Origin of the sequence: Streptosporangium sp. NPDC049644, from assembly GCF_040675205.1 — a bacterium.
Classification (GTDB): Bacteria; Actinomycetota; Actinomycetes; order Streptosporangiales; family Streptosporangiaceae; genus Streptosporangium; species Streptosporangium fukuiense.
Genome location: NZ_JBFAOJ010000001.1, coordinates 70,971 through 97,304 on the forward strand (window position 1 = coordinate 70,971; position 26,334 = coordinate 97,304).

Sequence of the window (26,334 nt, forward strand, 5' to 3'; positions counted from 1 at the left end):
GGCTACGGGCCCGTAGCTGTGGGTAGGCTGGCGGAACCATGGCTGAGACCACCGTCGTTCACCTCCTGCGCCACGGTGAGGTGCACAATCCCGCTAACGTCCTGTACGGCAGACTTCCCGACTACCACCTCTCCGAGAACGGCGTCCAGATGGCCGAGACGGTGGCCAAGGCGGTCGCCGGCCGCGACGTCGTCGCGCTGTTCTCCTCCCCGCTGGAGCGCGCCCAGGAGACCGCCGCCCCGCTCGCCGCGACCTTCCACCTGGACGTCACGCTCGACGAGCGGCTGATCGAGGCCGAGAACATCTTCGAGGGCCTCTCCGTCGGCGGAGGCGACGGCGTCTTCCGCAACCCGCGTTTCTACCGCTACCTGTGGAACCCGCTCCGCCCCTCCTGGGGAGAGCGCTACAGCCACCTGGTCAACCGGATGAGCGGCGCGATCAACGCCGCTCGCAGGGCGGCGCGCGGCCATGAGGCGATCATGGTGAGCCACCAGCTCCCGATCTGGATCATCCGGCTCGCCGCCGAGGGCAGGCGCCTGCCGCACGACCCGCGCCGCAGGCAGTGCGCTCTGGCCAGCCTCACCAGCTTCGCCTTCGAGGGGGACCGGCTGATCAGCGTGGGGTACAGCGAGCCCGCGGCGGCGCTCGTCAAACGCCCCACTGTGCCGGGCGCCTGACACCGCCGGTACAGTGATTGCTCTACCGGTTGTAGTACAGGGAGCCTCCGTCACCCATGCGCGCACAATCCTTCGCCGCCGTCGCGCTGCTCGTCGCCGTGGCCGGATGCGCCGGAAACCAGGGGGCGCAGCCGCAGACCGGCGACACCCGCTTCATCGCGGGCGATGGCAAGATCACCCTGTTCCAGGCCGCCGACCGCAAGGTCGCGCCGCCGGTCGAGGGGGAGACCCTCGACGGGGGCACCGCGACGCTCGCCGCGCACAAGGGCAAGGTCGTGGTGCTCAACTTCTGGGCCTCCTGGTGCGCGCCCTGCCGGGCCGAGGCACCGGTGCTCAAGGACATCTCCGCCAAGACGAAGGCGGACGGCGTGGAGTTCCTCGGCATCGACTTCAAGGACCGTAAGGCCGACGCGCTCGCCTTCGAGCGGAGCCACAAGTCCGGCTACCCGAGCATCTTCGACCAGCCGGGCAAGGTCGCGCTCTCCTTCCAGGGCACGGTCCCGCCCGCGGCCATCCCCTCCACGCTGATCATCGACCGCCAGGGCAGGATCGCCGCCAGGGCACTCGGTGCGGTCAAGTACAACGACCTTCTCGACGCCGTGACCAAGATCGGTAATGAGAGATGACGGCCCCGGACGATGGCTGGGCCCGCGATGAGCGCTGACCTCGCGAGCACCGTCGCGAGCGGTTCGCTGGCGCTGGCGCTGCCGATAGCGGTCGCGGCCGGACTGGTGTCGTTCCTGTCGCCGTGCGTGCTGCCGCTCGTGCCCGGCTACCTGTCGTACGTGACCGGCATGAGCGCCGATCCCAGGCGGGGGCGCATGGTCGCGGGCATCGTGCTGTTCGTCCTCGGGTTCGCCGTCGTGTTCGTGGCCGGAGGGGCGCTCTTCGGCGGGCTCGGCGCGATGCTGTTCGGCAACGCGGGGATCATCACGCGGGTGCTGGGCGCCCTCACGATCGTGCTCGGCCTGGCCTTCATGGGAGTCATCCCCGGCCTGCAGCGTGACTTCCGCATCCACCGGCTCCCGGCCGCGGGCCTGGCGGGGGCGCCCCTGCTCGGCCTGGTGTTCGGCCTGGGCTGGACCCCCTGCATCGGCCCCACCCTCGGGGTCGTGCTCACCCTCGGCCTGAACGAGGGCAGCGCCGGTCGCGGTGCGATACTCGCCTTCGCGTACGCACTCGGCCTCGGCCTGCCGTTCGTGGTGGCCGGGCTGGCGTACAGCAGGGCACTGAAGACCTTCAAGGCGGTACGCCGCCACTCACAGCTGATCACGCGGGCGGGCGGCGTCATGCTGGTCGTCGTCGGCGTCCTGCTCGTCACCGGGCTCTGGGAGCAGCTCGTCGCGACGATCCAGGGCTGGGTCGGCGGATTCGAGCCGGTGATCTGATGGGGCACATCGACCCTGGGGCGGGAGAGCGAGCGGTGGCCGAGCCGCAGACGAGGACGCAGACGGAGACGCAGACGGAGACGCAGACGGAGGCGCAGACGGAGACGGTGGCCGCGAGCGGTCCCGAGGCAGGCGGGAAGAACAAGGAACGGCGGCCCCTGGGAATCGGGTTCGTGGGCTGGGCGCGCTGGTTCTGGCGGACGCTCACCTCGATGCGGACCGCGCTGATCCTGTTGTTCCTGTTCGCCCTGGCTTCCATTCCCGGCTCGATCTGGCCGCAGCGCGGCGTCTCGGACGCCAAGGTCTTCCAGTACTTCGAGGACAGCCCCCGGCTCGCCGAGTGGCTGGACAGGTTCTGGCTGTTCGACGTGTTCAGGGCGCCCTGGTTCGCCGCGATCTACCTTCTGCTCTTCCTGTCCCTGATCGGCTGCGTGCTTCCCCGTACCATGACCCACCTGCGCGAGGCGCGCAGGAAGCCGCCCGCGGCGCCGCGCAACCTGGGCAGGCTGCCGCAGCACGCCTCCTTCGAGGCTCCGCTGACCGTCGAGGAGGCCGCCGCCAGGCTGCGCGCCAAGCGGTTCCGGGTGACCACGGGACCCGGCTGGGTCGCCGCGGAGAAGGGCTACCTGCGTGAGACCGGCAACCTGCTGTTCCACGTGGCGCTGCTCGGCCTGCTGCTCGCGGTCGGGATCGGCACGCTCTACGGCTACCGGGGCAACGTGCTGGTCGTGGAGGGCGAGGGGTTCGCCAACACGGTCGCGGCCTACGACCGCTACATGCCGGGGCAGCAGGTGAACGCCGAGTCGCTGGAGCCGTTCTCCTTCACGGTCGAGGACTTCCAGGCGAGCTACATCGCGAAGGGCGAGAAGACCGGGCAGCCCCTCGACTTCGAGGCCAGGCTCAAGGTCGAGGACGCTCCCGGCGCCCCCGTGCGCGACTACGTCCTCAAGGTCAACGAGCCGCTGAACGTCAACGGCACGCAGAGCTACCTGATCGACCACGGGTACGCGCCGACCTTCAGGATCGTCGACGGCAAGGGCCAGGTCGCCTTCGACGGGCCGGTGCCCTGCCTGGTCGTCCAGCCCGCCAACTTCACCTCCGAGTGTGTGATCAAGGTCCCGGACGCGCAGCCGGAGCAGCTCGGCATCCTGATCGGTTTCCTGCCGACGACGGTCCCGGTGGGCTCGGAGTGGGTGTCGGTCTTCCCAGGCGCCGCCAACCCCACGGCCCAGGTCTACGGTGCCTTCGCCGGTGACCTGGGCCTGAAGGACGGCCGGCCGCAGTCGGTCTACGAGCTCGACCCCGACAGCCTGAAGAAGATGAAGCCGCTGGTCATGAAGGCGGACCCGCTGGCGGTCAACGAGAAGCTCGCGCTCCCGGACGGTATGGGCTCCATCGAGTTCACCGGAGTCAGGGAGTGGATCGCCCTGCAGATCACCCACGATCCCGGCCGGATGCCGGCGTTCGTCGCCTCGGTCCTCGCAGTGGCCGGCCTCGTGCTGACCCTGACCGTCCGCCGCCGCAGGGTGTGGGTACGGGTCCACGGCGAGGCCGGTCAGCCCGAGGGCGAGAGCCGGCGGGTCGAGGTGGGCGGCCTCACACGTACCGAGGGTGGAGATTTCGGCGAGGAGTTCACCGAGATCGTCTCCGCTTTGAACCCAGGAATCCCCAACCCAGGAGTTAAGGATGCCCGTTGAGGTCGATGCCGGCCTCGCCACCCTGAGCGATCAGCTCATCTTGGCGACGGTGCTGCTCTACGTCTTCGCAATGATCGCCTATGCCTGTGACCTGGCCTTCAGCCGGTCGGCGGAGGTGAAGGCGCGTACCGAGGCGCAGCCCGTCCTCGCCACCGTCGGGGCCGGCACCGGCGCGTCACAGGACACACCGGAATCCGCCCCCGCGAAGGATGAGGCTCCGGCCGAAGCGCTCCCGACCTGGGTGACGTGGGTGGGGCGGGTGGCCGTCGGACTGGGCTGGCTCGGCTGGCTCACCAACCTCGCCTCCCTGGTCACCCGCGGCCTGGCGGTGAACCGGTGGCCGTGGGGCAACATGTACGAGTTCGTGGTCGCGATGTGCCTGGCGGTGGTGGGCACGTTCCTGTTCATGCAGCTCCGCTACCGGGTCCGTTTCCTGGGCGCGTTCGTCACGCTGGCCGCCGCGCTGGGACTCGGTTTCGCCGTGCGGTACCTGCACGTCCAGGCCGGTCCCGTGGTGCCGGCGCTGAACTCGTACTGGCTCGTGATCCACGTGTCGGCGGCGATCGTCGCCAGCGGGCTGTTCTTCGTGGCCGCCGTCTCGGGCATCCTCTACCTGGTCAGGAAGGACACGGCGGTCCGCCTGCCGTCCCGGCAGGACCTGGAGCGGGTCGCGCACCGGGCCATCGTGATCGGCTTCCCGATCTGGACCTTCGCCGTCATCGCCGGGGCGCTCTGGGCGGACAAGGCCTGGGGCCGCTACTGGGGCTGGGACCCCAAGGAGGTCTGGGCGTTCATCACCTGGATCGTCTACGCCGCCTACCTGCACGCCAGGGCCACCGCGGGCTGGAAGGGCAAGGCCGCCATGATCGTGCAGCTCGTCGCCTGCGCCTGCCTGCTGTTCAACCTGGTCGGGGTGAACATCTTCCTCGGGGGCCTGCACTCCTACGCCGAGGTTCCCTGAGTCCGGCGCCGAGCCCACGCCGACCGGCCGCATCGGCCGGTCGGTCGTCGCCCGTCCGGTCAGTCCTCGTCGCGCAGGCGGCGGTCGAGGTCCTTGAGGAAGTCGGGGTCGTCGTCGGGACCCTTCGGGGCCTCGGGGCGCTGTGGCATGTCCTCCGCCAGGAGCGAGCGGGGCGCCCTGGGGCCGTACGGCCGGCCGAGCAGCAGCCAGAAGAGCCCTCCGACGGGCAGCAGCAGCACCACGATGAGCACCCAGAGGAGCTTGGGCAGATTTCTGGACTCCTCGTCCGGCGTGGTGATGACGTCGAACAGGCAGTAGAGCCAGAAGGCGGATATCGCCAGACCGACAAGCAGGGGCATGCCCGAACTGTAAGCCATTGTGAGACCCGTTGCTGTCAGCCCTCCGTTACGGATGACTGGCAAGGGCTCACCCGGTTAACGTGGAACCCGTTGACACTTCCCCAGGGGGTGCGATGGCACAGTCGGGCGACAAGGGCCGTCATCGACGGCGGTGGTGGCAGCGGGGTCCGGCCGCGCGTACGGAGAGTGCTGTCAGAGAAGCTCCACGTGATGTCTCCCGCGAGGTGCCCCGCGAAGCGGAGCGCCGGGTCGGGGCGGTCACGGCCCCGGTGGTCGACCGCCCGCAGTACACCTGGAAGGACTTCGAGCTCGACGACGAGCGTCCCAGGGCACAGCCCAACTCCCCGGACACCCCGGATCTGGGCGACGGCCTGCGCCACTGCGGGCGCCTGGAGCGCATTCTGCACCGTCAGTGGGATTCGCGGTGGGAGATCCCGCCCCCGGAGGTCGTGCGGGCGGTGGAGAGCCTGGCCAGGCTGCCCGACCTGCTGAAGGACAAGCTGGCCGACGGTCTCGACGGCATCTACGTCGGCGCGGGCGGGGTGCCCGACCTGGACGACATGGGGTACCTGCGCGGTGCGCCGCTGCCCTCGGGCCGGGCGACCTGGGACGTCTGCGCGGGAGCGTACGGCGACCGCAAGATCGTGGTGGGAGATCGCCCCTCGCCCACCCCCGACGTGATGATGCACGAGGTCGGGCACGCCCTGGACGATGTGGACGCCCCCAACGGCGACTGGGTCTCCGACTGCCCGGAGTTCGCCGCCCTCTACGCCCAGTGCGTTCCCATGCTGGCCTCGGGGTTCCATCTCCAGCCGGGCGACCTGGGCCGCAAGGAGTTCTTCGCCGACGCCTTCGCCGCGATCGTCTCCCGGCAGCGCCCCGCGCTGGTCGACATGCTGGGCGGCGACACGCGAATGGCGCTCAACGTCATGTTGTTCTTCAACCGGCGCTACGGAATCTAGGTGATCTGGGATGTACGTCGTCAGGCTCGCTGACGGTACTCTGCGCGTTCCGCAGACCCTGGCCGGCGATGACGGGCGTCTGATCGGCAACGCCTATGTCGAGGTGTCCCCCGGGGATCCCGACTACGACCGCTGGCTGGCCGAGTCGTTGACCGAGGAGGAGTGGGCCGAGCGGCGGCGGCGCTGGTTGGCGGAGAACGACGACCTGGAGCGGGAGTTCCTGGCTTTCAAAGCCGAGCAGGAGACCTAGGCCGATTCGGGTACGGGTGTGGTCACCGTCCGGGTCGTGTGACACTTCACACGACTCCACGGTGACCCTGCGGCTTCCGGGTAAGGCGCGCAGGATCACCGATGGTGTGACGTCCTAAGTCGTCAGACGCGCGGGGACTCGCCTGCAGGCCGTTCGGCCGTCAAGACGTCCTCTCCACGCAGAAGGGCGTGCACTTCCGACTCGCGGAAACGCCGGTGCCCTCCGGGGGTACGGATGCTGCTGATGCGGCCTGCCGCGGCCCAGCGTGTAACCGTCTTTGGGTCGACCCGGAAGAGGGCGGCAACCTCTCCAGGCGTCAGCAGACGCTCGCTGCTACTCTCCACAATCTCTCCCCCTCGCATCCCGCTTCCTGCCAGCGGGCGGACAGGTAACCAGTGTGCCGAGCGAAGCCTGATTTATCCGTGGTTTTCAACAAAGATCACGGGTTGTTATCTACTGCCTGCCCGATTGTTATATGATAGAGCCTCTTTGGGACTCTCGTGGGTGTTTCTTTACGAAACTGGTCTGTTGTGAACACTAGCAGCGCTCGCAGTCAATGCGAAGAGTGCTCCCGTGACCACCACGGTCATGCTTGGACGATGAGCGGAGTGACGTAGCCTCGACGTTGTGCATCCCGTCATCGTTTACACCGCGTCCCGGGTCGGTCTGCTCGCCGTGAGCCTGGGAGTGCTCTATATCCTCGGCCTGCGTCAGCCCCTGATCCTGCTCGTCACCGCGTTCCTGGTCAGTGGTGTGGCCAGTTACGTCCTGCTCTCAAAGCAGCGGGACGCGGTAAGCGAGCGAATCACTAAGAATCAGGAGTGATCGGCGAGGGGAACATACCGACTCGGGCATGGTACTCGTGACCAAGCCGGGTTGTGTCACTACCAACGAGTAATCCGCCGGGGTGTGCCAGGAATGCCTTGACTCCGATTCCGCGCTCGCGGGTGGGGTTCCATGTCAGGGCCTTGCCGGTGCGGGGATGGATCGCCCCGATTCCCGGACGCGCCACCGCTCCGGGTCCCGCCGAGTCGTGGCCGGACGGGTTGTCCAGCCAACGCTGGTGCCCGCCGACGTAGACCGCCGCCCCCGTCGCAGCCACCGCGTACAACGAGTCGCCCCCGGTGTGGTTCACCCAGGTCGGTCGCACCTCGCCGCGGGCGCGGGTCTCGAAGCGCGCGGCGGTGTCGCACATCCTGTCCGGCCCCCCGGGGCCGCCGGTCGTGACGACGGCGAGATGGCTCCCGTCGGGGGCGAAGTCCAGGCCCCGCACGTAGCTGGGAAAATCGGCCATGCACCTGCCCCGGTAGGCGCCGGTCCGCCAGGGCGCGACCTCGGCCGGTGACGTGGCGACGTCGATCAGGCCGAGTTGCGGGCGCGACAGGCCGTCGAGGGTGGCGAAGTCGCCGCCGACCGCCAGCCTGCCATGGCTCAGGGAGAGCGCGTGGACCCTGGTCCTGCCACCCCTGGGCTCGTCCGGCCTGATCGCGAAGGTCGGGTCGACCGAGCCGGTGACGGCGTCCAGCCTGGCCAGTGCGGTGCGGGCGACGGGTCCGAGACGGGTGAAGTCGCCGCCGACGTAGAGGTGGCGGCCCAGCCTGGCCAGGCTGGTGACCGTTCCGCCGCGGACCTGGGCGCCGAAGTGGGCGACCGGGGATCCGTCGGACAGCCGGAGCAGGGCCAGGCCCCGCGTCCGCGTCCCGCCGGTCGTGGTGAACCGGCCGCCCGCGTAGACGGTGCCGCGCACCCCCGCCGCCAGGGCCTGGACCGGGCGGTCGAGGCGTGGTGCGAAGCCGGGCAGCACCCGCCCGGTGGCCAGGTCGTAGGCGAAGAGGTTGTCGCGCGACAGCACCCTCGTGCTCCGGGCCTCGCGTACCTCGCTGAACGAGCCTCCGACCACCACCGTGCCGCCCACCAGCGCGATGGCGTTGACGATCCCGTCGAGCACATGGGGAGTGGTGTTCACCGGATCGGTCAGGACGACCCTGCTGTGCTCCGTGGTGCCGGCGGCGGCGGTCCCGGGGAGCGTCAGGATCAGGGCCGCGGCCGGCAGGTAAGCGGTTCTGGCAAACATTCGACAATTTTTAGCATGCTCTGGGTAATCGACTAACTACTTTCCGTGGATTGTCGGGCCGGGCCTAGGCTTGGTGGCATGACGCGCGCTTCTCTGGACAAGCAGCCGCATGAGGTCGCCGCGATGTTCGATCGCACGGCCCGGCGGTACGACCTTGTCAACGACGTTATCTCTCTGGGCCAGGTCCGGCTGTGGCGTAAGGCGGCCGCCGCGGCCGTCGACGCGGGCCCCGGCGAACTGGTCCTCGACCTCGGCGCGGGCACCGGCACGTCCACCGACACGTTCACCTCGCTGGGTGCCCGCGCGATCGCCTCCGACTTCTCGCTCGGGATGCTGAGCACCGGGGTCAGGCGCAGGGGCGGCTCGGGCGTCTCCGGAGGGGGAGTGCGGGGTGTCAGCTTCATCGCGGGCGACGCGCTGCGGCTGCCCTTCGCCGACGGCGTGTTCGACGCGGTGACGATCTCCACGGCGTTGCGCAACGTGCAGGACACCGGCCAGGCGCTGCGCGAGATGTACCGGGTGGCCAAGCCGGGCGGGCGCCTGGTGATCCTGGAGTTCTCGCACCCGACGCCGAGGTCCTTCGACCTCGTATACTCGCAGTACCTGATGAAGCTGATGCCGCAGGCAGCCAGGCTCTTCGGTTCCAACGACGACTCCTACGAGTACCTGGCGGAGTCGATCAGGGCCTGGCCGGACCAGGCGGGGCTGGCGAGGATCATTCAGGAAGCGGGCTGGGAACGGGTCGCCTGGCGCAATCTCACGCTGGGCATCGTGGCCCTCCACCGCGGATATAAGCCCGCATAGAAGATTGGCAGGCGATAGCAGTACCCACCTGACACTTTTCCCCGCAAAGGCGTTAGACTTCGGGCCGACAAGTTTGTGAAGACCTTCACAAAGGACGAAAGGCCCCTTACCCCGAGGCCCCCTAAGACCTTGTAGGACAGGACAGGTCCCGTGACCGTGCCAGCCGCCATACAGCGGAATGTCGCTGAGGCTGACGCCGACGTCATCGTCGTCGGCGCCGGGCCCGCCGGTTCGACAACCGCTTTTCATCTCGCGCAGGCCGGACTTGACGTCCTGCTGCTTGAGAAGACCACCTTCCCCCGCGAGAAAGTCTGCGGCGACGGGCTGACGCCCCGAGCGGTCAAGCAGCTCATCGCCATGGGGATCGACATCGACGCCCCAGGCTGGGTCCGCAACAAGGGTCTGCGCGTGGTCGGCGGCGGAATGCGCTTCGAGCTCGACTGGCCTGAGCTGGCGAGTTACCCCGACTTCGGGCTGGTCCGGACCCGCCAGGACTTCGACGAGATCCTGGCCGGCAACGCGGTCAGGGCGGGCGCCCGCCTGCTGCAGGGGGTCAACGTCACGGCCCCGATCCTGGACGAGCGCAGCGGGCACATCGTCGGCGTCCTCGCCAGGCAGAACGGCGAGGAGGTCACCTACCGTTCCCGGCTGGTGGTCGCCGCCGACGGGAACTCCACCCGGATCTCCCTGGCCATGGGGCTGCACAAGCGCGAGGACCGCCCGATGGGCGTCGCGGTGCGGACGTACTTCGAGAGCCCCCGCCACGACGACGACTATCTGGAGACCTGGCTGGAGCTGTGGGACGGCGACACCCTGCTGCCCGGTTACGGCTGGATCTTCGGCGTCGGCGACGGCACGTCCAACGTGGGCCTCGGGCTGCTGAACACCAGCGAGTCCTTCAAGGGCATGGACTACCGCGACCTGCTCAAGCGCTGGGTGAAGGGCATGCCCGCCGAGTGGGGCTACGTCGAGGAGAACATGACGGGCCCGATCAGGGGCGCCGCGCTGCCGATGGCCTTCAACCGCCAGCCGCACTACACCCGGGGTCTGGTGCTGGTGGGCGACGCCGGAGGGATGATCAACCCGTTCAACGGCGAGGGCATCGCGTACGCGATGGAGAGCGGCCACGTCGCGGCCGAGATGATCGTCCAGGCGCTGGGCAGGGTCACCCCCGCCCAGCGGGAACGTGTGCTGCGGGCCTACCCTCAGACGCTGAAGGACGCCTATGGTGGCTACTTCACCCTTGGCCGGGGCTTCGTCGAGCTCATCGGGCACCGCGGTGTGATGAACTTCGCCACGCGTCACGCGCTGCCGCACCCCCGCCTGATGAGGTTCGCGCTCAAGCTCCTTGCTAATCTCACCGACCGGCGGGGTGACGCGTCGGATCGCATCATCAACGCCCTGTCGAAGGTGGCGCCACCGGCATGAGCTCAACGAACGCCGAACAGCTGGAACCCGGGGCGATGATCGCCCTGCCTAGACTTTCGAAATACACCAACATGCAGAGCTACGCGCCGGCGCGCGTGGAGATGGGAGAGGAGGCGTAGCGATGGAGCTGTACGCACCCATCCTGGTGCTCGCCGTTCTCGCGGCGGGATTTGCGGTCTTCTCGGTGACGATCGCCCCCTTCACCGGTCCCAAGCGCTGGAACCGCGCGAAACTCGACGCCTACGAATGCGGTATCGAGCCGACGCCCCAGCCCGTGGGCGGGGGTCGCTTCCCGCTGAAGTACATGGTCACCGCGATGCTGTTCATCGTGTTCGACATCGAGATCATCTTCCTCTATCCGTGGGCTGTCGCGTTCGACCAGCTCGGGATGTTCGGACTGGTCGAGATGGTGCTGTTCATCGTCACCGTGCTCGTGGCCTACACGTACGTGTGGCGCCGCAAGGGTCTGGACTGGGACTAGATATGGGACTTGAAGAGAAACTTCCAAGCGGGTTCATGCTCAGCACGGTCGAGCAGGTCGCCGGCTGGGCGCGTAAGAACTCCGTCTGGCCGGCCACCTTCGGTCTTGCCTGTTGCGCCATCGAGCTGATGTCCACCGGTGGTCCCAAGCACGACCTGGCGCGCTTCGGCATGGAGCGCGCTTCGGCGTCTCCGCGCCAGGCCGACCTGATGATCGTGGCGGGCCGGCTGTCGCAGAAGATGGCCCCGGTGCTGCGCCAGATCTACGACCAGATGGCCGAGCCCAAGTGGGTCATCGCCATGGGGGTCTGCGCCTCCAGCGGCGGCATGTTCAACAACTACGCGATCGTGCAGGGCGTCGACCACGTCGTCCCCGTCGACATCTACCTGCCCGGTTGCCCGCCGAGGCCCGAGATGCTCATCGACGCGATCGTCAAGCTACACGACAAGATCCAGAACACGAAGTTCGGCGCGCACCGCGCCAAGCAGATCGACGAACTCGAACTGCAGGCACTGCGGACGTTGCCGCTGATCGACCAGGGAACCGCCAAATGAGCAGCGGTGAAAGCGGATTCACAGCGGCCCGCGCGGCGAACGAGGAGCGGTAGGCGACCGACATGAGCACTGAAAACCTCCCGGAGGTCCCGGAGGAGCCCATCGCCCACCTGGGCATGTTCGGCACCTCGGGTACCGGAGACACCTCGGGCTACGGCCGCCTCGTGGTGCGGCGCAAGCCCGAGCTCTCCACCCCCCGCCCGTACGGCGGTTACTTCGACACCGTCGCCGACGAGCTGGAGCGCGCCCTCGGCGGCGACTTCGCCGACGCCGTCGAGCGCGTGGTCGTCGACCGTGGCGAGCTGACCTTCCACGTCAGGCGCGAGCGGCTGCTCGACGTCGTCAGGGCCCTGCGCGACGACGCCGCGCTGCGCTTCGAGCTCTCGCTCGGCGTCTCCGGCGTGCACTACCCGCACCTGGCGGGCCAGGAACTGCACGCGGTGATCCACCTGTGCTCGATCACGCACAACCGCCGCCTGCGCGTCGAGGTCTCCTGCCCCGACGACGACCGCCACATTCCCTCCACGGTCTCTGTCTACCCGACGCACGACTGGCACGAGCGCGAGACCTGGGACTTCTTCGGCATCGTCTTCGACGGACACCCGGCGCTGACCCGCATCATGATGCCCGACGACTGGGACGGCCACCCCCAGCGCAAGGACTACCCGCTCGGCGGCATCCCGGTCGAGTACCGCGGCGCCGAGATTCCCGCGCCGGACCAGAGGAGGTCTTACACGTGAGCACCTTTGACGACGAGGCCACCGAGGGCACGGTCTACACCGTCTCCGGCAACGACTGGTCGGAACTGCTCGAGACCCTCACCGGCCAGCAGGACGAGCAGCTCGTCATCAACATGGGTCCCCAGCACCCGTCCACGCACGGCGTGCTCCGCCTGGTGCTGAACCTGGACGGCGAGACGGTCACCGAGGCCCGCACGGTCATCGGCTACCTGCACACCGGCATCGAGAAGAACCTCGAATTCCGGACCTGGACCCAGGGGACGACGTTCGTCACCCGGATGGACTACCTGGCGCCGATCTTCAACGAGACCGCCTACTGCATGGGCGTCGAGAAGCTGCTCGGCATCACCGACCAGGTCCCCGAGCGGGCCCAGGCCATCCGCGTGATGATGATGGAGCTCACCCGGATCTCCTCGCACATGGTGGCCATCGGCACCTTCGGCATGGAGCTGGGCGCGACCACGCCGTTCCTCTTCGGGTCCCGCGAGCGCGAGATGGTGCTCGACGTGATGGAGTACATCACCGGCCTGCGGATGAACATGGCCTACGTCCGGCCCGGCGGTGTCTCCGTCGACCTGCCGGCCGGCGCCGTCGACAAGGTCGGCGAGCTGCTCAAGGTCATGCCGGGGCGCATCAAGGACATGCGCAAGATGCTCGACGCGAACCCGGTCTACCTGGCCCGCACCAAGGACATCGCCTACCTCGACCTCACCGGCTGCATGGCGCTGGGCGTCACCGGCCCGATGCTGCGGGCCGCGGGCCTGCCGTGGGACCTGCGCAAGTCGCAGCCCTACTGCGGCTACGAGACCTACGAGTTCGACGTCCCGACCGAGAAGAGCGCCGACGTCTACGGCCGCTACCTGGTACGGGTGGCCGAGATGGAGGAGTCGCTCAAGATCATTGAGCAGGCTCTGGACCGCCTCTCCGGGCCGCTCAAGGGCGGCCGGGTGATGGTCGACGACAAGAAGATCGGCTGGCCCGCGCAGCTCGCGCTCGGCCCCGACGGCCTGGGCAACTCGCCCGACCACATCGCGCACATCATGAGCGGCTCCATGGAGGCGCTGATCCACCACTTCAAGCTGGTGACCGAGGGCTTCAGGGTCCCGGCGGGGCAGGCGTACGCCTCGGTCGAGTCGCCCCGCGGCGAGCTCGGCGCCCACGTGGTCAGCGACGGTGGCACCCGCCCGTACCGCGTACACTTCCGCGATCCGTCCTTCACGAACCTGCAGGCCATGCCCGCGACGTGCGAGGGCGGCATGGTCGCCGACGTCATCTCGGCGGTGGCCTCGATCGACCCGGTGATGGGGGGTGTCGACCGATGAGCGCGCCCGTGGAGAGAGCGGTTGCCGGCGGTGAGCCGGTGGCTGGGCAGAGCACCCCGTCGAGCAACGAGGAGGTGAGCGCGGCCATGACCAAGGGGTACGCGCCGGAAGTGCGCGAGCGCCTGGAGCGCGACGCCAAGGAGATCATCGGCCGCTACCCCAGGCCGCGGTCGGCGCTGCTTCCCCTGCTGCACCTGGTGCAGTCCGAGGACGGCTACGTCTCCGACGACGGCCACGAGTTCTGCGCCGAGATGCTCGGGCTGAGCAAGGCCGAGGTCGTGGGCGTCTCCACCTTCTACACGATGTACAAGCGCAGGCCGATGGGCCAGTACCACGTGGGCGTGTGCATCAACACGCTCTGCGCGGTCATGGGCGGCGACCAGATCTGGGACGAGCTCTCCGAGCACGTCGGCGTCGGTCACGACGAGGCGACCCCGGACGGGAAGATCTCGCTGGAGCGGCTGGAGTGCAACGCCGCCTGCGACTTCGCCCCGGTGATGATGGTCAACTGGGAGTTCTTCGACAACCAGACCCCGGACTCGGCCAAGCAGCTCGTCGACGACCTCAGGGACGGCAAGGAGCCCTCGCCGACCCGCGGCCCGAAGAAGCTCTGCACGTTCAAGGAGGCCTCGCGGGTGCTCTCGGGCCTGCCCGACGGCCTGGCCGGTGACGGCCCCTCGGCGGCGGGTCCCTCCCTGGAGGGCCTGAAGATCGCTAAGGCCAACGGATGGAAGGCTCCCGAGGCGTGAACGGGCAAGCAGGCAGGTACGACGCGGCCTCGTCACGGAGCGACGGGCTGCCAGGCGAGGAGACGAAGTGACCACTCTCACCCCGGTTCTCACCGCGAACTGGGACCAGCCGAACTCCTTCACGCTGGAGGGCTACGGCGACTACTCGGCGGCCAAGAAGGCGCTGGGCATGGACCCCGACGCGGTCATCCAGGTCGTCAAGGACTCCGGGCTGCGCGGCCGAGGCGGCGCGGGCTTCCCCACCGGCATGAAGTGGGGCTTCATCCCCCAGGGGGACGGCAAGCCGCACTACCTGGTGGTCAACGCCGACGAGTCCGAGCCCGGCACGTGCAAGGACATCCCGACGATGATGGCCAACCCGCACGCGCTGGTCGAGGGCGTCATCATCACCGCGTACGCGATCCGGGCCAACCACGCCTTCATCTACGTGCGCGGCGAGGTGCTGCACGTCATCCGCCGCCTGCAGGCGGCGGTGGCCGAGGCGTACGCCAAGGGCTACCTCGGCACCGACCTGTTCGGCACCGGCTTCGACCTGGAGCTCGTCGTGCACAGCGGGGCGGGCGCCTACATCTGTGGCGAGGAGACGGCGCTGCTCGACTCGCTGGAGGGTCATCGCGGCCAACCTCGGCTCAAGCCCCCCTTCCCCGCCGTGGCGGGTCTCTACGCCTCGCCCACCGTGGTCAACAACGTCGAGTCGGTCGCGAGTGTTCCCTCGATCATCGCCAACGGCGCCGAGTGGTTCGCCGGGATGGGCACCGAGAAGTCCAAGGGCTTCGGCATCTTCTCGCTGAGCGGCCACGTGACCCGGCCCGGCCAGTACGAGGCCCCGCTCGGCATCACGCTGCGCGAGCTGCTGGAGATGTCCGGCGGCATCAGGGAGGGCCACCGGCTCAAGTTCTGGACCCCGGGCGGGTCGAGCACCCCGATCTTCACGGACGAGCACCTGGACGTCCCGCTGGACTTCGAGTCCGTGGGCGCCAAGGGCTCGATGCTCGGCACCCGGGCCCTGCAGATCTTCGACGAGACCACCTGCGTGGTGCGCGCCGTGCTCCGCTGGACCGAGTTCTACGCGCACGAGTCCTGCGGCAAGTGCACTCCCTGCCGGGAGGGCACCTACTGGCTCAAGCAGGTGCTCAAGCGGCTGGAGAAGGGCCAGGGCACCGAAGAGGACCTGACCACGATCACCGACATCGCCGACAACATCCTGGGCCGCTCCTTCTGCGCCCTGGGTGACGGTGCCACCAGCCCCATCCACTCGTCGGTGAAGCACTTCCGCGACGAATACCTCAAGCACTTCGAGATCGGCGGCTGCCCGTTCGATCACGCCCCGTCCACGGTGTGGGGGGCGAAGTGAGCGCGCGCGGGCAGGCCACCGGCAAGCACAGCACCGTCTCGGCCGCCAGGCCGACGGAGGAGACGCCATGACCGTCGAAGCCACCACCCCGGCGCAGGCGCCGGTGAACCTGGTCACCGTCACCATCGACGGCTTCCAGGTGAGTGTCCCGAAGGGCACGCTGATCATCCGGGCGGCCGAGCTGCTCGGCATCCAGATCCCCCGGTTCTGCGACCACCCGCTGCTGGACCCGGCCGCCAACTGCCGCCAGTGCCTGGTGGACATTCCCGACGCGGGCAACGGCCGGGGGTTCCCCAAGCCGCAGCCCTCCTGCGCGATCGAGGTCGCCGAGGGCATGGTCGTCCAGACCCAGCTCACCTCGCCGGTCGCGGAGAAGGCGCAGCGCGGCGTCATGGAGCTGCTGCTCCTGAACCACCCGCTGGACTGCCCGGTCTGCGACAAGGGCGGCGAGTGCCCGCTGCAGAACCAGGCCATGTCCAACGGCCAGGGCGAGAGCCGCTTCGTGGAGAAGAAGCGGACCTTCGAGAAGCCGGTCGCGCTCTCCTCGGAGGTGCTGCTCGACCGCGAGCGCTGCGTCCAGTGCGCGCGCTGCATCCGCTTCTCCGACGAGATCGCCGGCGACCCGCTCATCGACTTCTTCGAGCGCGGGGCCAAGGAGCAGGTCGGAGCCGCGGACGGCCGCCCGTTCGAGTCCTACTTCTCCGGCAACACGGTGCAGATCTGCCCGGTGGGCGCGCTGACCGGTGCCGCCTACCGCTTCCAGGCCCGCCCGTTCGACCTGGTCTCCACGCCCAGCGCCTGTGAGCACTGCGCCAGCGGCTGCTCGCTGCGCGCCGACCACCGGCGCGGCAGGATCACCCGCCGCCTGGCCGGGGACGACCCCGAGGTCAACGAGGAGTGGAACTGCGACAAGGGTCGCTGGGCCTTCACCTACGCGACCCAGCCCGACCGGCTGAAGACCCCCCTGGTCCGTGACGAGGAGGGTCGCCTGGTGCCGGCCTCCTGGCCGGAGGCGCTCGCCGCCGCCGCCAAGGGCCTGTCCGCGGCGCGCGGGCGCGCGGGTGTGCTCGTCGGCGGTCGCGTCACCGTCGAGGAGGCGTACGCCTACTCGAAGTTCGCCCGGATCGCGCTCGGCACGAACGACATCGACTTCCGCGCCAGGCCGCACTCCGAGGAGGAGGCGCGCTTCCTGGCGCACGCCGTCGCCGGCAAGGGCATCGAGGTCCGCTACGCCGACCTGGAGAAGGCTCCGGCGGTGCTGCTGGCGGGCTTCGAGCCCGACGAGGAGTCGCCGATCGTCTTCCTGCGCCTGCGCAAGGCATGGCGCAAGAAGGGGCTGAAGGTCTTCTCCGTCGCGCCGTTCGCCGGTCCCGGGCTGGCCAAGATGGGCGGCACCCTGATCCCGGCGGTGCCGGGCACCGAGACCGACGTCCTGGACGACCTGGCCGCCGTCGACGTGACGGCCGCCGAGGCGATCAGGCAGCCGGGAGCGATCATCCTGGCCGGTGAGCGCCTCGCCACCGTGCCCGGTGCGCTGTCGGCGCTGCTGCGGCTCGCCGACGCGAGCGGCGCCCGCCTGGCCTGGATCCCGCGCCGCGCCGGTGAGCGCGGGGCCGTCGAGGCCGGGGCGCTGCCGAACCTGCTGCCCGTCGGCCGCCCGGTCACCGACGAGACCGCCCGCGCCGAGGTGGCCAGGGCCTGGGACGTCACCTCGCTGCCCGAGGGCGAGGGCCGCGACACCACCGCCATGCTGGCGGCGGCGCTCGACGGACAACTCGACGCCCTCGTCGTCGCGGGTGTCGACCCCTACGACCTGGCCGCGCCGCAGGCGGCCCTGGTGGCCCTGGAGAACACCCCGTTCATCGTGAGCCTGGAGCAGCGTGCCAGCGCGGTCACCGACCGCGCCGACGTGGTGCTCCCCGTCGCCGCGGTGGCCGAGAAGTCGGGCACCTTCGTCGACTGGGAGGGGCGCGGACGCTCCTTCGAGGAGGCGCTCGGGGTTCCGGGGGTCATGAGTGACCTGCGGGTCGTCTCCGCGATCGCCGACGCCATGGACGTGCACCTCGGCCTGCCCGACCCCGCCGCCGCCCGCCGCGAGATCGGCTCGATCGGCGCGTGGCGCGGCCCCAGGGCCGCGGCCCCCCGGGTGAGCGGCTCGCTCGCCGCCAGGCCGCGGGCCGGGGAGGCGGTCCTGGCCAGCTGGCACCTGCTGCTCGACGACGGTCGCCTGCAGGCGGGTGAGCCGTACCTGGCGGGTACCGCCCGCCCCGGGGTGGCACTGGTGTCCGAGGCCACCGCCGCCGAATGCGGCCTGGTCGACGGCGGCGAGGTGGTCGTCGGCACCGGCCACGGTTCGTTGAGCCTGCCGGTGCGGATCGCCGACCTGCCCGACCGGGTGGTGTGGCTGCCGGCCAACTCCGAAGGTCGCTCGGTCACCCGTGACCTGCACGCCGTCGCCGGTGATGTGGTCAGGGTCGGCGCGGTGGACGGCGCCGAGAGCACCACGGCCGGCGAGGTAAGCACCGCCGGCGAAGCCAACGAGGAGCGGTAATGAATGCCCGGACTCTTCTAGCGGTCGATCCGACCCTTGCCGACTTCGGCAAGGACCCGCTCTGGATCAGCATCATCAAGGCCGTCGTCATCTTCATCGTCCTGATGCTGGGCGTGCTGTTCGGTGTGTGGTTCGAGCGCAAGCTCATCTCCCGCATGCAGAACCGGTACGGCCCCAACCGGGCGGGCAAGTTCGGGCTGCTCCAGTCGGTGGCCGACGGGCTGAAGATGGGGCTCAAGGAAGACCTGATGCCCCGGACCGTCGACAAGGTGATCTACTTCATCGCCCCCGTCGTCCTGGCGGTACCGGCCTTCCTGGCCTTCTCCGTCATCCCGATGGGCCCGATGGTCTCGATGTTCGGCGTCCAGACGCCGCTGCAGCTCACCGACCTCCCGGTCGCGGTGCTGCTGGTGCTGGCGATGGCCTCGATCGGCGTGTACGGCATCGTGCTGGCGGGCTGGGGCTCGCGCTCCCCGTACTCGATCCTCGGCGGCCTGCGGGCCAGCGCCCAGGTGGTCTCGTACGAGATCGCGATGGGCCTGTCGTTCGTGGGTGTGTTCCTGTTCGCGGGGACGCTCTCCACCTCGGAGATCGTCGCGGCGCAGGCCGGCGGCGGGGTGTTCACGCTGGGCGGCCTGGAGATCCCGATGCCGTCCTGGTACATGATCCTGCTGATCCCGTCCTTCCTGATCTACATCGTCACGATGCTGGGCGAGACCAACCGGGTCCCCTTCGACCTGCCCGAGGGCGAGGGCGAGCTGGTCGGCGGCTTCCAGACCGAGTACTCCAACTCGCTGAAGTTCGCGGTCATCATGCTCGCCGAGTACGTCAACGTCTTCGTGGTCTCCGCGGTGTCCATCACCCTGTTCATGGGCGGCTGGCGTGCCCCGTGGCCGATCTCCATGTGGGACGGCGCGAACACCGGCTGGTGGCCGCTGCTCTGGTTCTTCGCCAAGATGGTGCTGGTCTTCGCCTTCTTCGTCTGGTGCCGCGCCTCGCTGCCGCGCGTCAGGTACGACCAGCTCATGGCCCTCGGCTGGAAGATCCTCATCCCGATCAACCTGGCCTGGATCCTGCTCGTGGCCACCGTCAGGGCCCTGCAGATCGACAACGTCAACCGGTCGCTCGTGCTCATCCTGGCCGCGGTCGTGATGATCGGCTGCCTCGGGATCTGGTGGCGCTTCGACAGCGTGCTGCAGAAGCGCAAGGAGGCCAAGGCCGCACTGGTCGAGGCCGAGTTCGAGCAACTCCAAGCCGAGCCGACCGCGGGTGGCTTCCCTGTGCCGCCGCTCGACCTGCCGCACTACCACGGGGTAGAGCGCAAGGAGGTTCCCAGTGGGAGCAACTGATTGGCTGAATCCCATCAAGGGATTCGGCGTGACCTTCCACACGATGTTCAAGAAGGTCGAGACGGTCAACTACCCCGAGGAGAAGCGGCCCACGGCGCCGCGCTTCCACGGCCGGCACCAGCTCAACCGCTGGCCCGACGGCCTGGAGAAGTGCGTCGGCTGTGAGCTGTGCGCCTGGGCCTGCCCGGCCGACGCGATCTTCGTCGAGGGGGCCGACAACACCGACGAGGCGCGGTTCTCACCCGGTGAGCGCTACGGGCGCACCTACCAGATCAACTATCTGCGGTGCATCCTGTGCGGCCTGTGCATCGAAGCCTGCCCGACACGGGCGCTGACGATGACCAACGAGTACGAGCTCGCCGACAGCAGCCGTGAGAGCCTGATCTACACCAAGGAAATGCTGCTCGCGCCGCTCGGCCCCGGCATGGAGGTCCCGCCGCACCCCATGCGTCTCGGCGAGACCGAAGAGGACTACTACCGGCTGGGACGCAACAATGGGTGAGACCATCACGTTCTGGATCCTGGCGGTCGTCTCGGTGTCGGCCGCCCTCGGGCTCGTCTTCAGCCGCAAGGCCGTCTACTCGGCTCTGATGCTGGGCGTCGTCATGCTCTCCCTGGCCGTGCTCTACGCGGTACAGGACGCCCCCTTCCTCGCCGCGGTGCAGATCATCGTCTACACCGGCGCGGTCATGATGCTCTTCCTGTTCGTCCTGATGCTGGTCGGCGTCGACTCCGCCGACTCGCTGGTCGAGACGATCAAGGGGCAGCGCGTCTGGGCGGCGATCGCGGGCCTGGGCTTCGCCTTCCTGCTCGCCCTGGGGGTCGGCAACGCCACCTTCGCCGCGCCCACCGGCCTCACCGAAGCCACCAAGGCCGCGGGCGGCAACGTGCCCTCCCTGGCACAGCTGATCTTCACGCGGTACGTCTTCGCCTTCGAGGTCACCTCGGCGCTGCTGATCACCGCCGCGCTCGGCGCGATGGTGCTGGCGCACCGCGAGCGCATCCGGCCCAAGGCCACCCAGCGGGACCTGGCCCGCGCCCGGTTCGGCGGCCCGCAGCCCTCGCCGCTGCCGGGACCCGGCACCTACGCGCTGCACAACGCGATCGACATGCCGGCCCTGCTGCCCGACGGCACGGTCGCCGACAAGTCCATCAACCGGGTGCTCGCCAGGCACGAGATGGAGGGCGGTTTCGCGCCGACCGACCCGGTGAAGGCGGCGCTCATCAAGCAGGTCCTGGAGAGGGACGCGGCACAGGACCGCGATTCCGACTCAGGCGACGAGCCCGTCCAGGCGGAGGACGCGGCGCCCCGGCAGGAGGACGGCAAGTGACCACTCACTACCTGGTGCTCTCCGCGCTGCTGTTCGCGATCGGCGCCATCGGCGTGCTGGTACGGCGCAACGCGATCGTGGTGTTCATGTGCGTGGAGCTCATGCTCAACGCCTGCAACCTCGCGTTCGTCACCTTCGCCAGGCAGCAGGGCAACCTGGACGGCCAGATCATCGCGTTCTTCGTGATGGTGGTGGCCGCGGCCGAGGTCGTCATCGGCCTCGCCATCATCGTGATGATCTTCCGAACCCGCAGGTCCGCGTCGGTGGACGACGCGAACCTGCTGAAGTACTAAGAGGTGGCCGTGGAACCCGCTGAGATCATCCAGCATTCCGGGGGTGTGATCGGAGTCTCCTGGCTCATGGTCGCGCTCCCGCTGCTCGGTGCCGCGATCCTGCTGCTGTTCGGGCGCCGCGCCGACCGCTGGGGTCACCTCCTCGGTGTCGTGATGTCCCTGGGCGCGTTCGCGGTGGCGGTCGCCGCCTTCGTCCAGCTGCTCGGTCTGCCCGAGGCCCAGCGCCGCCAGGGGGTCAGGCTCTACGAGTTCATCCCCGGCCTCGCCGACATGGGGCTGCTGATCGACCCGCTGTCGATCAGCTTCGCCCTGCTGATCACCGGTGTGGGATCGCTGATCCACATCTACTCGATCGGCTACATGTCGCACGACCCGGGCCGGCGCAGGTTCTTCGCGTACCTGAACCTGTTCGTCGCCGCGATGCTGCTGCTGGTGCTGGCCGACAACTACGTCGTGCTGTTCGTCGGCTGGGAGGGTGTGGGCCTCGCCTCGTACCTGCTGATCGGCTTCTGGCAGTTCAAGCCCACGGCGGCGGCCGCGGCCAAGAAGGCGTTCATCGTCAACCGGGTCGGCGACTTCGGCCTGCTGATCGCGATCTTCACGATCTGGACGACGTTCGGCTCGGTCGCCTTCAACGAGCTCACCGGGGGCGCCGTCAGTGGGGCGATCTCCTCCGGCGCCGCCTCCCAGGGCACGATCACCGCGGTCGGCCTGCTGCTGCTCCTCGGCGCCTGTGGCAAGTCGGCCCAGCTGCCGCTGCAGTCGTGGCTGCTGGACGCGATGGAGGGCCCGACCCCGGTCTCGGCACTCATCCACGCCGCGACCATGGTCACCGCGGGCGTCTACCTGGTCGTCCGCTCCGGCGCGTTCTTCGAGGCCGCCCCGACCGCGCAGCTCGTCGTGACGATCGTCGGTGTGGCCACCCTGCTCGCCGGTGCGATCATCGGTTGCGCCAAGGACGACATCAAGAAGGGCCTGGCCGGCTCGACCATGTCGCAGATCGGCTACATGATGCTCGGTGCGGGCCTCGGCCCGGTGGGTTACGCCTTCGCCATCGCGCACCTGATCGCGCACGGCTTCTTCAAGGCCAACATGTTCCTCGGCGCGGGCTCGGTCATGCACGCCATGAACGACGAGGTCGACATGCGCAAGTACGGCGGCCTGTTCTCGGTGATGAAGGTCACCGCGGCCACCTTCATGATCGGCTACCTCGCGATCATCGGGTTCCCGCTGCTGTCCGGTTACTTCACCAAGGACGGCATCATCGAGACGGCCATGGAGCACAACCAGATCCTCGGCTGGCTCGCGGTCGTCGGCGCCGGCATCACCGGTTTCTACATGTCGCGGATGGTCTTCATGACCTTCTTCGGCAAGCGGCGCTGGGCCGACGACGCGCACCCGCACGAGTCGCCCTCCGTGATGACCGTGCCGCTGATCCTGCTGTCGATCGGTTCGGTCTTCCTGGGCGCCTTCCTGATCCTGGACAACCGGCTCATGAGGTTCCTCGCCCCGGCTGTCGGCCTGCCCGAGCACCTGCCCGGATTCCACCCCTTCAGCGTCCCCGGCCTGACCACGCTCGCGCTGGTCGCCGTCGGCGTCGTCTACGCCTGGTTCCGCTACGGTGCCGCCGAGGTGCCCCGGGTCGCCCCGCGCGGCTCGTTCCTCACCACCTTCGCCCGCCGTGACCTGTACGGCGACGCGCTGAACGAGGCGCTGTTCATGCGCCCCGGCCAGTGGCTGGCCCGGTTCGCGGTGTTCTTCGACAACCGCGGCATCGACGGCCTGGTCAACGGCCTGGCGGCGGGGATCGGCGGAACCTCCGGGCGGCTGCGCCGCGTCCAGACCGGCTACGTGCGGTCCTACGCGTTGTCCATCCTCTTCGGTGCCGCCGTGGTCGTTGGCGCGCTGCTCTACGTAGGGAACATGTGATGCCCTGGCTCTCGACCCTGATTGCCGTGCCCGTCCTGGGCGCGGTGGGTGTCTCCCTTGTCAAGAGTGACAAGCTCGCGAAGCAGCTGGCGCTGGCGGTCTCACTGGTCGTGCTGGCGCTCACCGGTGCCCTCGCGTACCTGTTCGAACCGGCCTCCGAGGCGCGCTTCCAGTTCGCCGAGAAATATGAGTGGATCCCGAGTTTCGGCGTCCACTACGGCGTCGGCGTGGACGGCATCGCCCTGGTGCTGATCGCGCTGTCGGCGGTGCTCGTGCCGATCGTGATCCTCGCCTCCTGGCACGACGCCGACGGGACCGGGGCCGCGGCCCCGCCCAAGCGCTCGGTGAAGACCTACTTCGCGCTGCTGCTGGTGCTGGAAGCGATGATGATCGGCGTCTTCGCGGCGACCGACGTCTTCCTCTTCTACGTCTTCTTCGAAGCCATGCTCATCCCGATGTACTTCATGATCGGGTCGTACGGCGGGGCCCAGCGGTCCTACGCGGCCGTGAAGTTCCTGCTCTACTCGCTCTTCGGCGGCCTGCTCATGCTGGTCGCGGTGATCGCGCTCTACGTGATCGCCGACAAGGGCACCTTCATGTTCCCCGAGCTGATCGGCGTCATCCAGGACCCGACCACGCAGAAGTGGCTCTTCGCGGGCTTCTTCATCGCGTTCGCGGTCAAGGCGCCGCTCTGGCCGTTCCACACCTGGCTGCCCGACGCCGCCGCGCAGGCCCCGGCCGGCGCCGCGGTGCTGCTGGTGGGCGTGCTGGACAAGGTCGGCACGTACGGCATGCTCCGCTTCTGCCTGGAGCTCTTCCCGGACGCGTCGAAGTTCTTCACCCCGCTGGTGATCGTGCTGGCGGTGGTGGGCATCGTCTACGGCGCGATCGTGGCCATCGGCCAGACCGACATGAAGCGCCTGATCGCCTACACCTCGATCTCGCACTTCGGCTTCATCGCGCTGGGCGTCTTCGCGATGACCAGGGACGCGGGCGCGGGCGCCACCCTCTACATGGTCAACCACGGCTTCTCGACCGGCGCGCTCTTCCTGGTCGCCGGCTTCCTGATCTACCGCCGGGGTTCCAGCCAGATCGCCGACTACGGAGGCGTGCAGAAGGTCGCCCCGCTGCTGGCCGGCACCTTCCTGATCGCCGGCCTGTCCGGGCTCTCCCTGCCGGGACTGTCCACCTTCGTCAGCGAGTTCATGGTCCTGATCGGCACCTTCGAGCGCTACCCGGTCGCGGCGATCATCGCGACGAGCGGCGTCGTCCTGGCGGCCGTCTACATCCTGTGGATGTACCAGCGCACGATGACCGGCCCCTCGAAGGAGTCGGCCCACGTCATGCCCGACCTCAACTGGCGTGAGATCTGGGTGATGGGCCCGCTGATCGCGGTGATCATCGCCATGGGCTTCTTCCCCAAGCCGGTGCTTGACGTGATCAATCCCGCGGTCGACAAGACGATCTCCAGCGTCCACATCGAACCGTTCACGCCCGCCGTGGCAGAGAAGAAGGGGGCCGGCCAGTGAACGGCACCATCCAAGCCCCGACAATCGAGTACGCGCTACTCTCGCCGATGCTGCTGGTGTTCGGCGCGGCGGTCATCGGGGTGCTGGTCGAGGCGTTCGCGCCCCGCTACCTGCGCAAGTCGATCCAGATGCCGCTCACGCTGCTCGCCCTGCTCGGCGGGTTCGTCATGACCGTCCTGTCCGGCATCAACGGCCTGCCGGACGCCCCGGCGGCCATGGGCGCGGTCGCGGTGGACGGGCCCGCCCTGTTCATCTGGGGCATCATCCTCGTCCTGGCGCTGGTCAGCACGCTTCTGATCAACGACGAGGACCAGTTCGTCGCGCAGGCGGCGGCGGTACCGGGCAGCCCGGACGAGGAGGAGGCGATCCTCAGCGGATACGCCCAGACCGAGGTCTACCCGCTGCTGCTGTTCTCGGTCGGCGGCATGCTGCTCTTCGCCTCCGCCAACGACCTGCTGGCCATGTTCGTCGGCCTTGAAGTCATGTCCCTGCCGCTGTACCTGCTCTGTGGCCTGGCCCGCCACCGCCGCCTGCTCTCGCAGGAGGCCTCGGTCAAGTACTTCCTGCTCGGCGCGTTCTCCTCGGCCTTCTTCCTGTACGGCACGGCCCTGGTCTACGGCTACGCCGGATCGGTGGACCTGAAGGCCATCAGTGCCGCGCTCACCGAGGCGGGCGGCCAGGAGACGCTGCTGCTGCTCGGCTTCGCGCTGCTCGGCGTCGGTCTGCTCTTCAAGGTCGGAGCCGCGCCGTTCCAGGCGTGGAAGCCCGACGTCTACCAGGGCGCGCCCACCGCGGTCACCGCGCTGATGGCCTCCACGGTGCTCGTGGCGGCCTTCGGCGCGGTGCTGAGGGTCTTCTGGGTCGCCCTGGGCGGCCTGGAGTGGGACTGGAAGCCGGTCATGTGGGGCATCGCGATCCTGACGATGATCGTCGGTGCGATCCTGGCCATCACCCAGACCGAGATCAAGCGGATGCTCGCCTACTCCTCGATCGCGCACGCGGGCTTCCTGCTCACCGGCGTCGTCGCGATCGGCGCCGCCGAGCAGAACAAGCAGGCCCTGTCGGCCATCCTGTTCTACCTGGCCGCGTACGGCTTCACCACGGTCGGCGCCTTCGCGGTCGTCACCATGGTCCGCGACGCGGGAGGCGAGGCCGGGCATCTGTCCCGCTGGGCAGGTCTGGGCAAGCGTTCCCCCGCTCTCGCGGGTATTTTCGCTTTCTTCCTGCTGGCCTTCGCCGGCATCCCGCTCACGAGCGGCTTCTTCGGCAAGTACGCCGTTTTCTCGGCCGCGGTCGCCGGCGACGCTCTGCCGCTGGTCATCGTGGGTGTGGTCAGCTCGGCGATCGCCGCGTTCTTCTACGTCCGGGTGATCGTGCTGATGTTCTTCAACGAGCCCGCCGTCGACGGGCCGTCCATCGCGACGCCCACGGTGGGCACCTCGGCTGTGGTCGCCCTCGCGGCAGCGGCTACGGTAGTGCTGGGGGTTTTCCCGCAGCCGGTGCTCGATCTCGCGGATCAGGCTGCGTCCGCGCTGTTCATTCGCTAGAGGAG

Annotated in this window: 27 protein-coding genes; 24 read left to right on the top strand and 3 right to left on the bottom strand. The window is 68.8% G+C overall.

Annotation, left to right across the window (positions count from 1 at the left end; genetic code table 11):
* Nucleotides 1–38: 38 nt before the first annotated feature.
* Genes AB0J58_RS00350 through ccsA form a run of 5 tightly spaced genes read left to right on the top strand, consistent with a single transcriptional unit; the run spans nucleotide 39 to nucleotide 4,723 of the window.
* A complete protein-coding gene (locus AB0J58_RS00350) occupies nucleotides 39–677 on the top strand; it encodes a histidine phosphatase family protein (RefSeq protein WP_343981041.1) in 639 nt (212 codons plus the stop codon).
* Nucleotides 678–733: 56 nt separating this feature from the next.
* Nucleotides 734–1,303: a TlpA disulfide reductase family protein gene (locus AB0J58_RS00355; protein ID WP_343981044.1), complete on the top strand. Its 570-nt coding sequence runs from the start codon at nucleotides 734–736 to the stop codon at nucleotides 1,301–1,303.
* Between the two features lie 27 nt (nucleotides 1,304–1,330).
* Entirely contained in the window at nucleotides 1,331–2,065 is a 735-nt protein-coding gene (locus AB0J58_RS00360) for a cytochrome c biogenesis protein CcdA (protein ID WP_364150426.1), read from the top strand.
* Complete coding sequence (locus tag AB0J58_RS00365) at nucleotides 2,065–3,762, top strand: cytochrome c biogenesis protein ResB (protein ID WP_364208175.1); 1,698 nt, start codon at nucleotides 2,065–2,067, stop codon at nucleotides 3,760–3,762. Before AB0J58_RS00360 ends, AB0J58_RS00365 begins: the two co-directional genes overlap by 1 nt.
* The gene (gene ccsA / locus AB0J58_RS00370) at nucleotides 3,752–4,723 is read left to right on the top strand and encodes a cytochrome c biogenesis protein CcsA (protein WP_364208178.1); all 972 of its coding nucleotides are present in this window, start codon (nucleotides 3,752–3,754) and stop codon (nucleotides 4,721–4,723) included. Before AB0J58_RS00365 ends, ccsA begins: the two co-directional genes overlap by 11 nt.
* 59 nt (nucleotides 4,724–4,782) lie before the next feature.
* Here ccsA and AB0J58_RS00375 read toward each other — a convergent pair whose 3' ends face one another.
* Entirely contained in the window at nucleotides 4,783–5,082 is a 300-nt protein-coding gene (locus AB0J58_RS00375; protein ID WP_343981059.1) for a PLDc N-terminal domain-containing protein, read from the bottom strand.
* A 224-nt stretch (nucleotides 5,083–5,306) separates the two neighbouring features.
* On the opposite strand from AB0J58_RS00375, the gene AB0J58_RS00380 reads away from it, so the two are divergent.
* Both AB0J58_RS00380 and AB0J58_RS00385 read left to right on the top strand, forming a co-directional pair.
* Entirely contained in the window at nucleotides 5,307–6,044 is a 738-nt protein-coding gene (locus tag AB0J58_RS00380) for a hypothetical protein (RefSeq protein WP_364208180.1), read from the top strand.
* A 10-nt stretch (nucleotides 6,045–6,054) separates the two neighbouring features.
* Nucleotides 6,055–6,294 (top strand): hypothetical protein, encoded by a 240-nt coding sequence (locus tag AB0J58_RS00385; RefSeq protein WP_355549988.1) that lies wholly within the window; start codon nucleotides 6,055–6,057, stop codon nucleotides 6,292–6,294.
* Nucleotides 6,295–6,416: 122 nt separating this feature from the next.
* Here the strand turns inward: AB0J58_RS00385 and AB0J58_RS00390 are convergent, their stop codons facing one another.
* Nucleotides 6,417–6,656 carry a BldC family transcriptional regulator gene (locus AB0J58_RS00390; RefSeq protein WP_012887349.1) on the bottom strand — a complete coding sequence of 80 codons (240 nt, stop codon included), beginning with the start codon at nucleotides 6,654–6,656 and terminating at the stop codon, nucleotides 6,417–6,419.
* A gap of 265 nt (nucleotides 6,657–6,921) precedes the next feature.
* Here AB0J58_RS00390 and AB0J58_RS00395 point away from each other — a divergent pair, with 265 nt between their 5' ends.
* On the top strand, nucleotides 6,922–7,119 hold the full coding sequence (locus tag AB0J58_RS00395; RefSeq protein WP_343981075.1) for a DUF4229 domain-containing protein: 198 nt from the start codon (nucleotides 6,922–6,924) through the stop codon (nucleotides 7,117–7,119).
* On the opposite strand, the gene AB0J58_RS00400 is transcribed toward AB0J58_RS00395, so the two are convergent.
* Nucleotides 7,103–8,368 (bottom strand): delta-60 repeat domain-containing protein, encoded by a 1,266-nt coding sequence (locus AB0J58_RS00400; RefSeq protein WP_364208184.1) that lies wholly within the window; start codon nucleotides 8,366–8,368, stop codon nucleotides 7,103–7,105. The genes AB0J58_RS00395 and AB0J58_RS00400 overlap by 17 nt on opposite strands.
* A 78-nt stretch (nucleotides 8,369–8,446) precedes the next feature.
* Between AB0J58_RS00400 and AB0J58_RS00405 the strand changes: the two genes are divergently transcribed.
* From AB0J58_RS00405 to nuoN, 16 genes are all read left to right on the top strand, one after another.
* Nucleotides 8,447–9,172 (top strand): demethylmenaquinone methyltransferase, encoded by a 726-nt coding sequence (locus AB0J58_RS00405; protein WP_364150440.1) that lies wholly within the window; start codon nucleotides 8,447–8,449, stop codon nucleotides 9,170–9,172.
* Nucleotides 9,173–9,322: 150 nt separating this feature from the next.
* The gene (locus AB0J58_RS00410; RefSeq protein ID WP_364208187.1) at nucleotides 9,323–10,600 is read left to right on the top strand and encodes a geranylgeranyl reductase family protein; all 1,278 of its coding nucleotides are present in this window, start codon (nucleotides 9,323–9,325) and stop codon (nucleotides 10,598–10,600) included.
* Between the two features lie 121 nt (nucleotides 10,601–10,721).
* Entirely contained in the window at nucleotides 10,722–11,081 is a 360-nt protein-coding gene (locus tag AB0J58_RS00415) for an NADH-quinone oxidoreductase subunit A (protein WP_343981091.1), read from the top strand.
* Nucleotides 11,082–11,083: 2 nt separating this feature from the next.
* Nucleotides 11,084–11,635 carry an NADH-quinone oxidoreductase subunit B gene (locus AB0J58_RS00420; protein WP_030916695.1) on the top strand — a complete coding sequence of 184 codons (552 nt, stop codon included), beginning with the start codon at nucleotides 11,084–11,086 and terminating at the stop codon, nucleotides 11,633–11,635.
* A gap of 62 nt (nucleotides 11,636–11,697) precedes the next feature.
* Nucleotides 11,698–12,375 carry an NADH-quinone oxidoreductase subunit C gene (locus tag AB0J58_RS00425; RefSeq protein WP_364208190.1) on the top strand — a complete coding sequence of 226 codons (678 nt, stop codon included), beginning with the start codon at nucleotides 11,698–11,700 and terminating at the stop codon, nucleotides 12,373–12,375.
* A 65-nt stretch (nucleotides 12,376–12,440) separates the two neighbouring features.
* Entirely contained in the window at nucleotides 12,441–13,697 is a 1,257-nt protein-coding gene (locus AB0J58_RS00430) for an NADH-quinone oxidoreductase subunit D (protein WP_364208533.1), read from the top strand.
* Nucleotides 13,698–13,783: 86 nt separating this feature from the next.
* Nucleotides 13,784–14,446, top strand: coding sequence for an NADH-quinone oxidoreductase subunit NuoE (nuoE, locus tag AB0J58_RS00435; RefSeq protein ID WP_030916686.1), 663 nt, complete (start codon nucleotides 13,784–13,786; stop codon nucleotides 14,444–14,446).
* A gap of 67 nt (nucleotides 14,447–14,513) precedes the next feature.
* Nucleotides 14,514–15,800 carry an NADH-quinone oxidoreductase subunit NuoF gene (gene nuoF, locus AB0J58_RS00440; protein ID WP_343981099.1) on the top strand — a complete coding sequence of 429 codons (1,287 nt, stop codon included), beginning with the start codon at nucleotides 14,514–14,516 and terminating at the stop codon, nucleotides 15,798–15,800.
* Between the two features lie 67 nt (nucleotides 15,801–15,867).
* Entirely contained in the window at nucleotides 15,868–18,351 is a 2,484-nt protein-coding gene (locus AB0J58_RS00445; protein ID WP_364208193.1) for an NADH-quinone oxidoreductase subunit G, read from the top strand.
* Nucleotides 18,351–19,700, top strand: a complete 1,350-nt coding sequence (gene nuoH / locus AB0J58_RS00450) for an NADH-quinone oxidoreductase subunit NuoH (RefSeq protein ID WP_364208196.1) — start codon at nucleotides 18,351–18,353, stop codon at nucleotides 19,698–19,700. Before AB0J58_RS00445 ends, nuoH begins: the two co-directional genes overlap by 1 nt.
* Nucleotides 19,687–20,202, top strand: a complete 516-nt coding sequence (nuoI, locus tag AB0J58_RS00455) for an NADH-quinone oxidoreductase subunit NuoI (RefSeq protein ID WP_343981107.1) — start codon at nucleotides 19,687–19,689, stop codon at nucleotides 20,200–20,202. The genes nuoH and nuoI overlap by 14 nt, the downstream gene beginning before the upstream one ends.
* The gene (locus tag AB0J58_RS00460; protein WP_364208199.1) at nucleotides 20,195–21,031 is read left to right on the top strand and encodes an NADH-quinone oxidoreductase subunit J; all 837 of its coding nucleotides are present in this window, start codon (nucleotides 20,195–20,197) and stop codon (nucleotides 21,029–21,031) included. The genes nuoI and AB0J58_RS00460 overlap by 8 nt, the downstream gene beginning before the upstream one ends.
* Nucleotides 21,028–21,324 carry an NADH-quinone oxidoreductase subunit NuoK gene (nuoK, locus tag AB0J58_RS00465; protein WP_030916671.1) on the top strand — a complete coding sequence of 99 codons (297 nt, stop codon included), beginning with the start codon at nucleotides 21,028–21,030 and terminating at the stop codon, nucleotides 21,322–21,324. Before AB0J58_RS00460 ends, nuoK begins: the two co-directional genes overlap by 4 nt.
* A gap of 66 nt (nucleotides 21,325–21,390) precedes the next feature.
* The gene (nuoL, locus tag AB0J58_RS00470) at nucleotides 21,391–23,253 is read left to right on the top strand and encodes an NADH-quinone oxidoreductase subunit L (RefSeq protein WP_364208537.1); all 1,863 of its coding nucleotides are present in this window, start codon (nucleotides 21,391–21,393) and stop codon (nucleotides 23,251–23,253) included.
* The gene (locus AB0J58_RS00475; protein ID WP_364208202.1) at nucleotides 23,253–24,782 is read left to right on the top strand and encodes an NADH-quinone oxidoreductase subunit M; all 1,530 of its coding nucleotides are present in this window, start codon (nucleotides 23,253–23,255) and stop codon (nucleotides 24,780–24,782) included. The genes nuoL and AB0J58_RS00475 overlap by 1 nt, the downstream gene beginning before the upstream one ends.
* Before the next feature lie 47 nt (nucleotides 24,783–24,829).
* On the top strand, nucleotides 24,830–26,329 hold the full coding sequence (gene nuoN / locus AB0J58_RS00480; protein ID WP_364208540.1) for an NADH-quinone oxidoreductase subunit NuoN: 1,500 nt from the start codon (nucleotides 24,830–24,832) through the stop codon (nucleotides 26,327–26,329).
* Nucleotides 26,330–26,334: the final 5 nt, after the last annotated feature.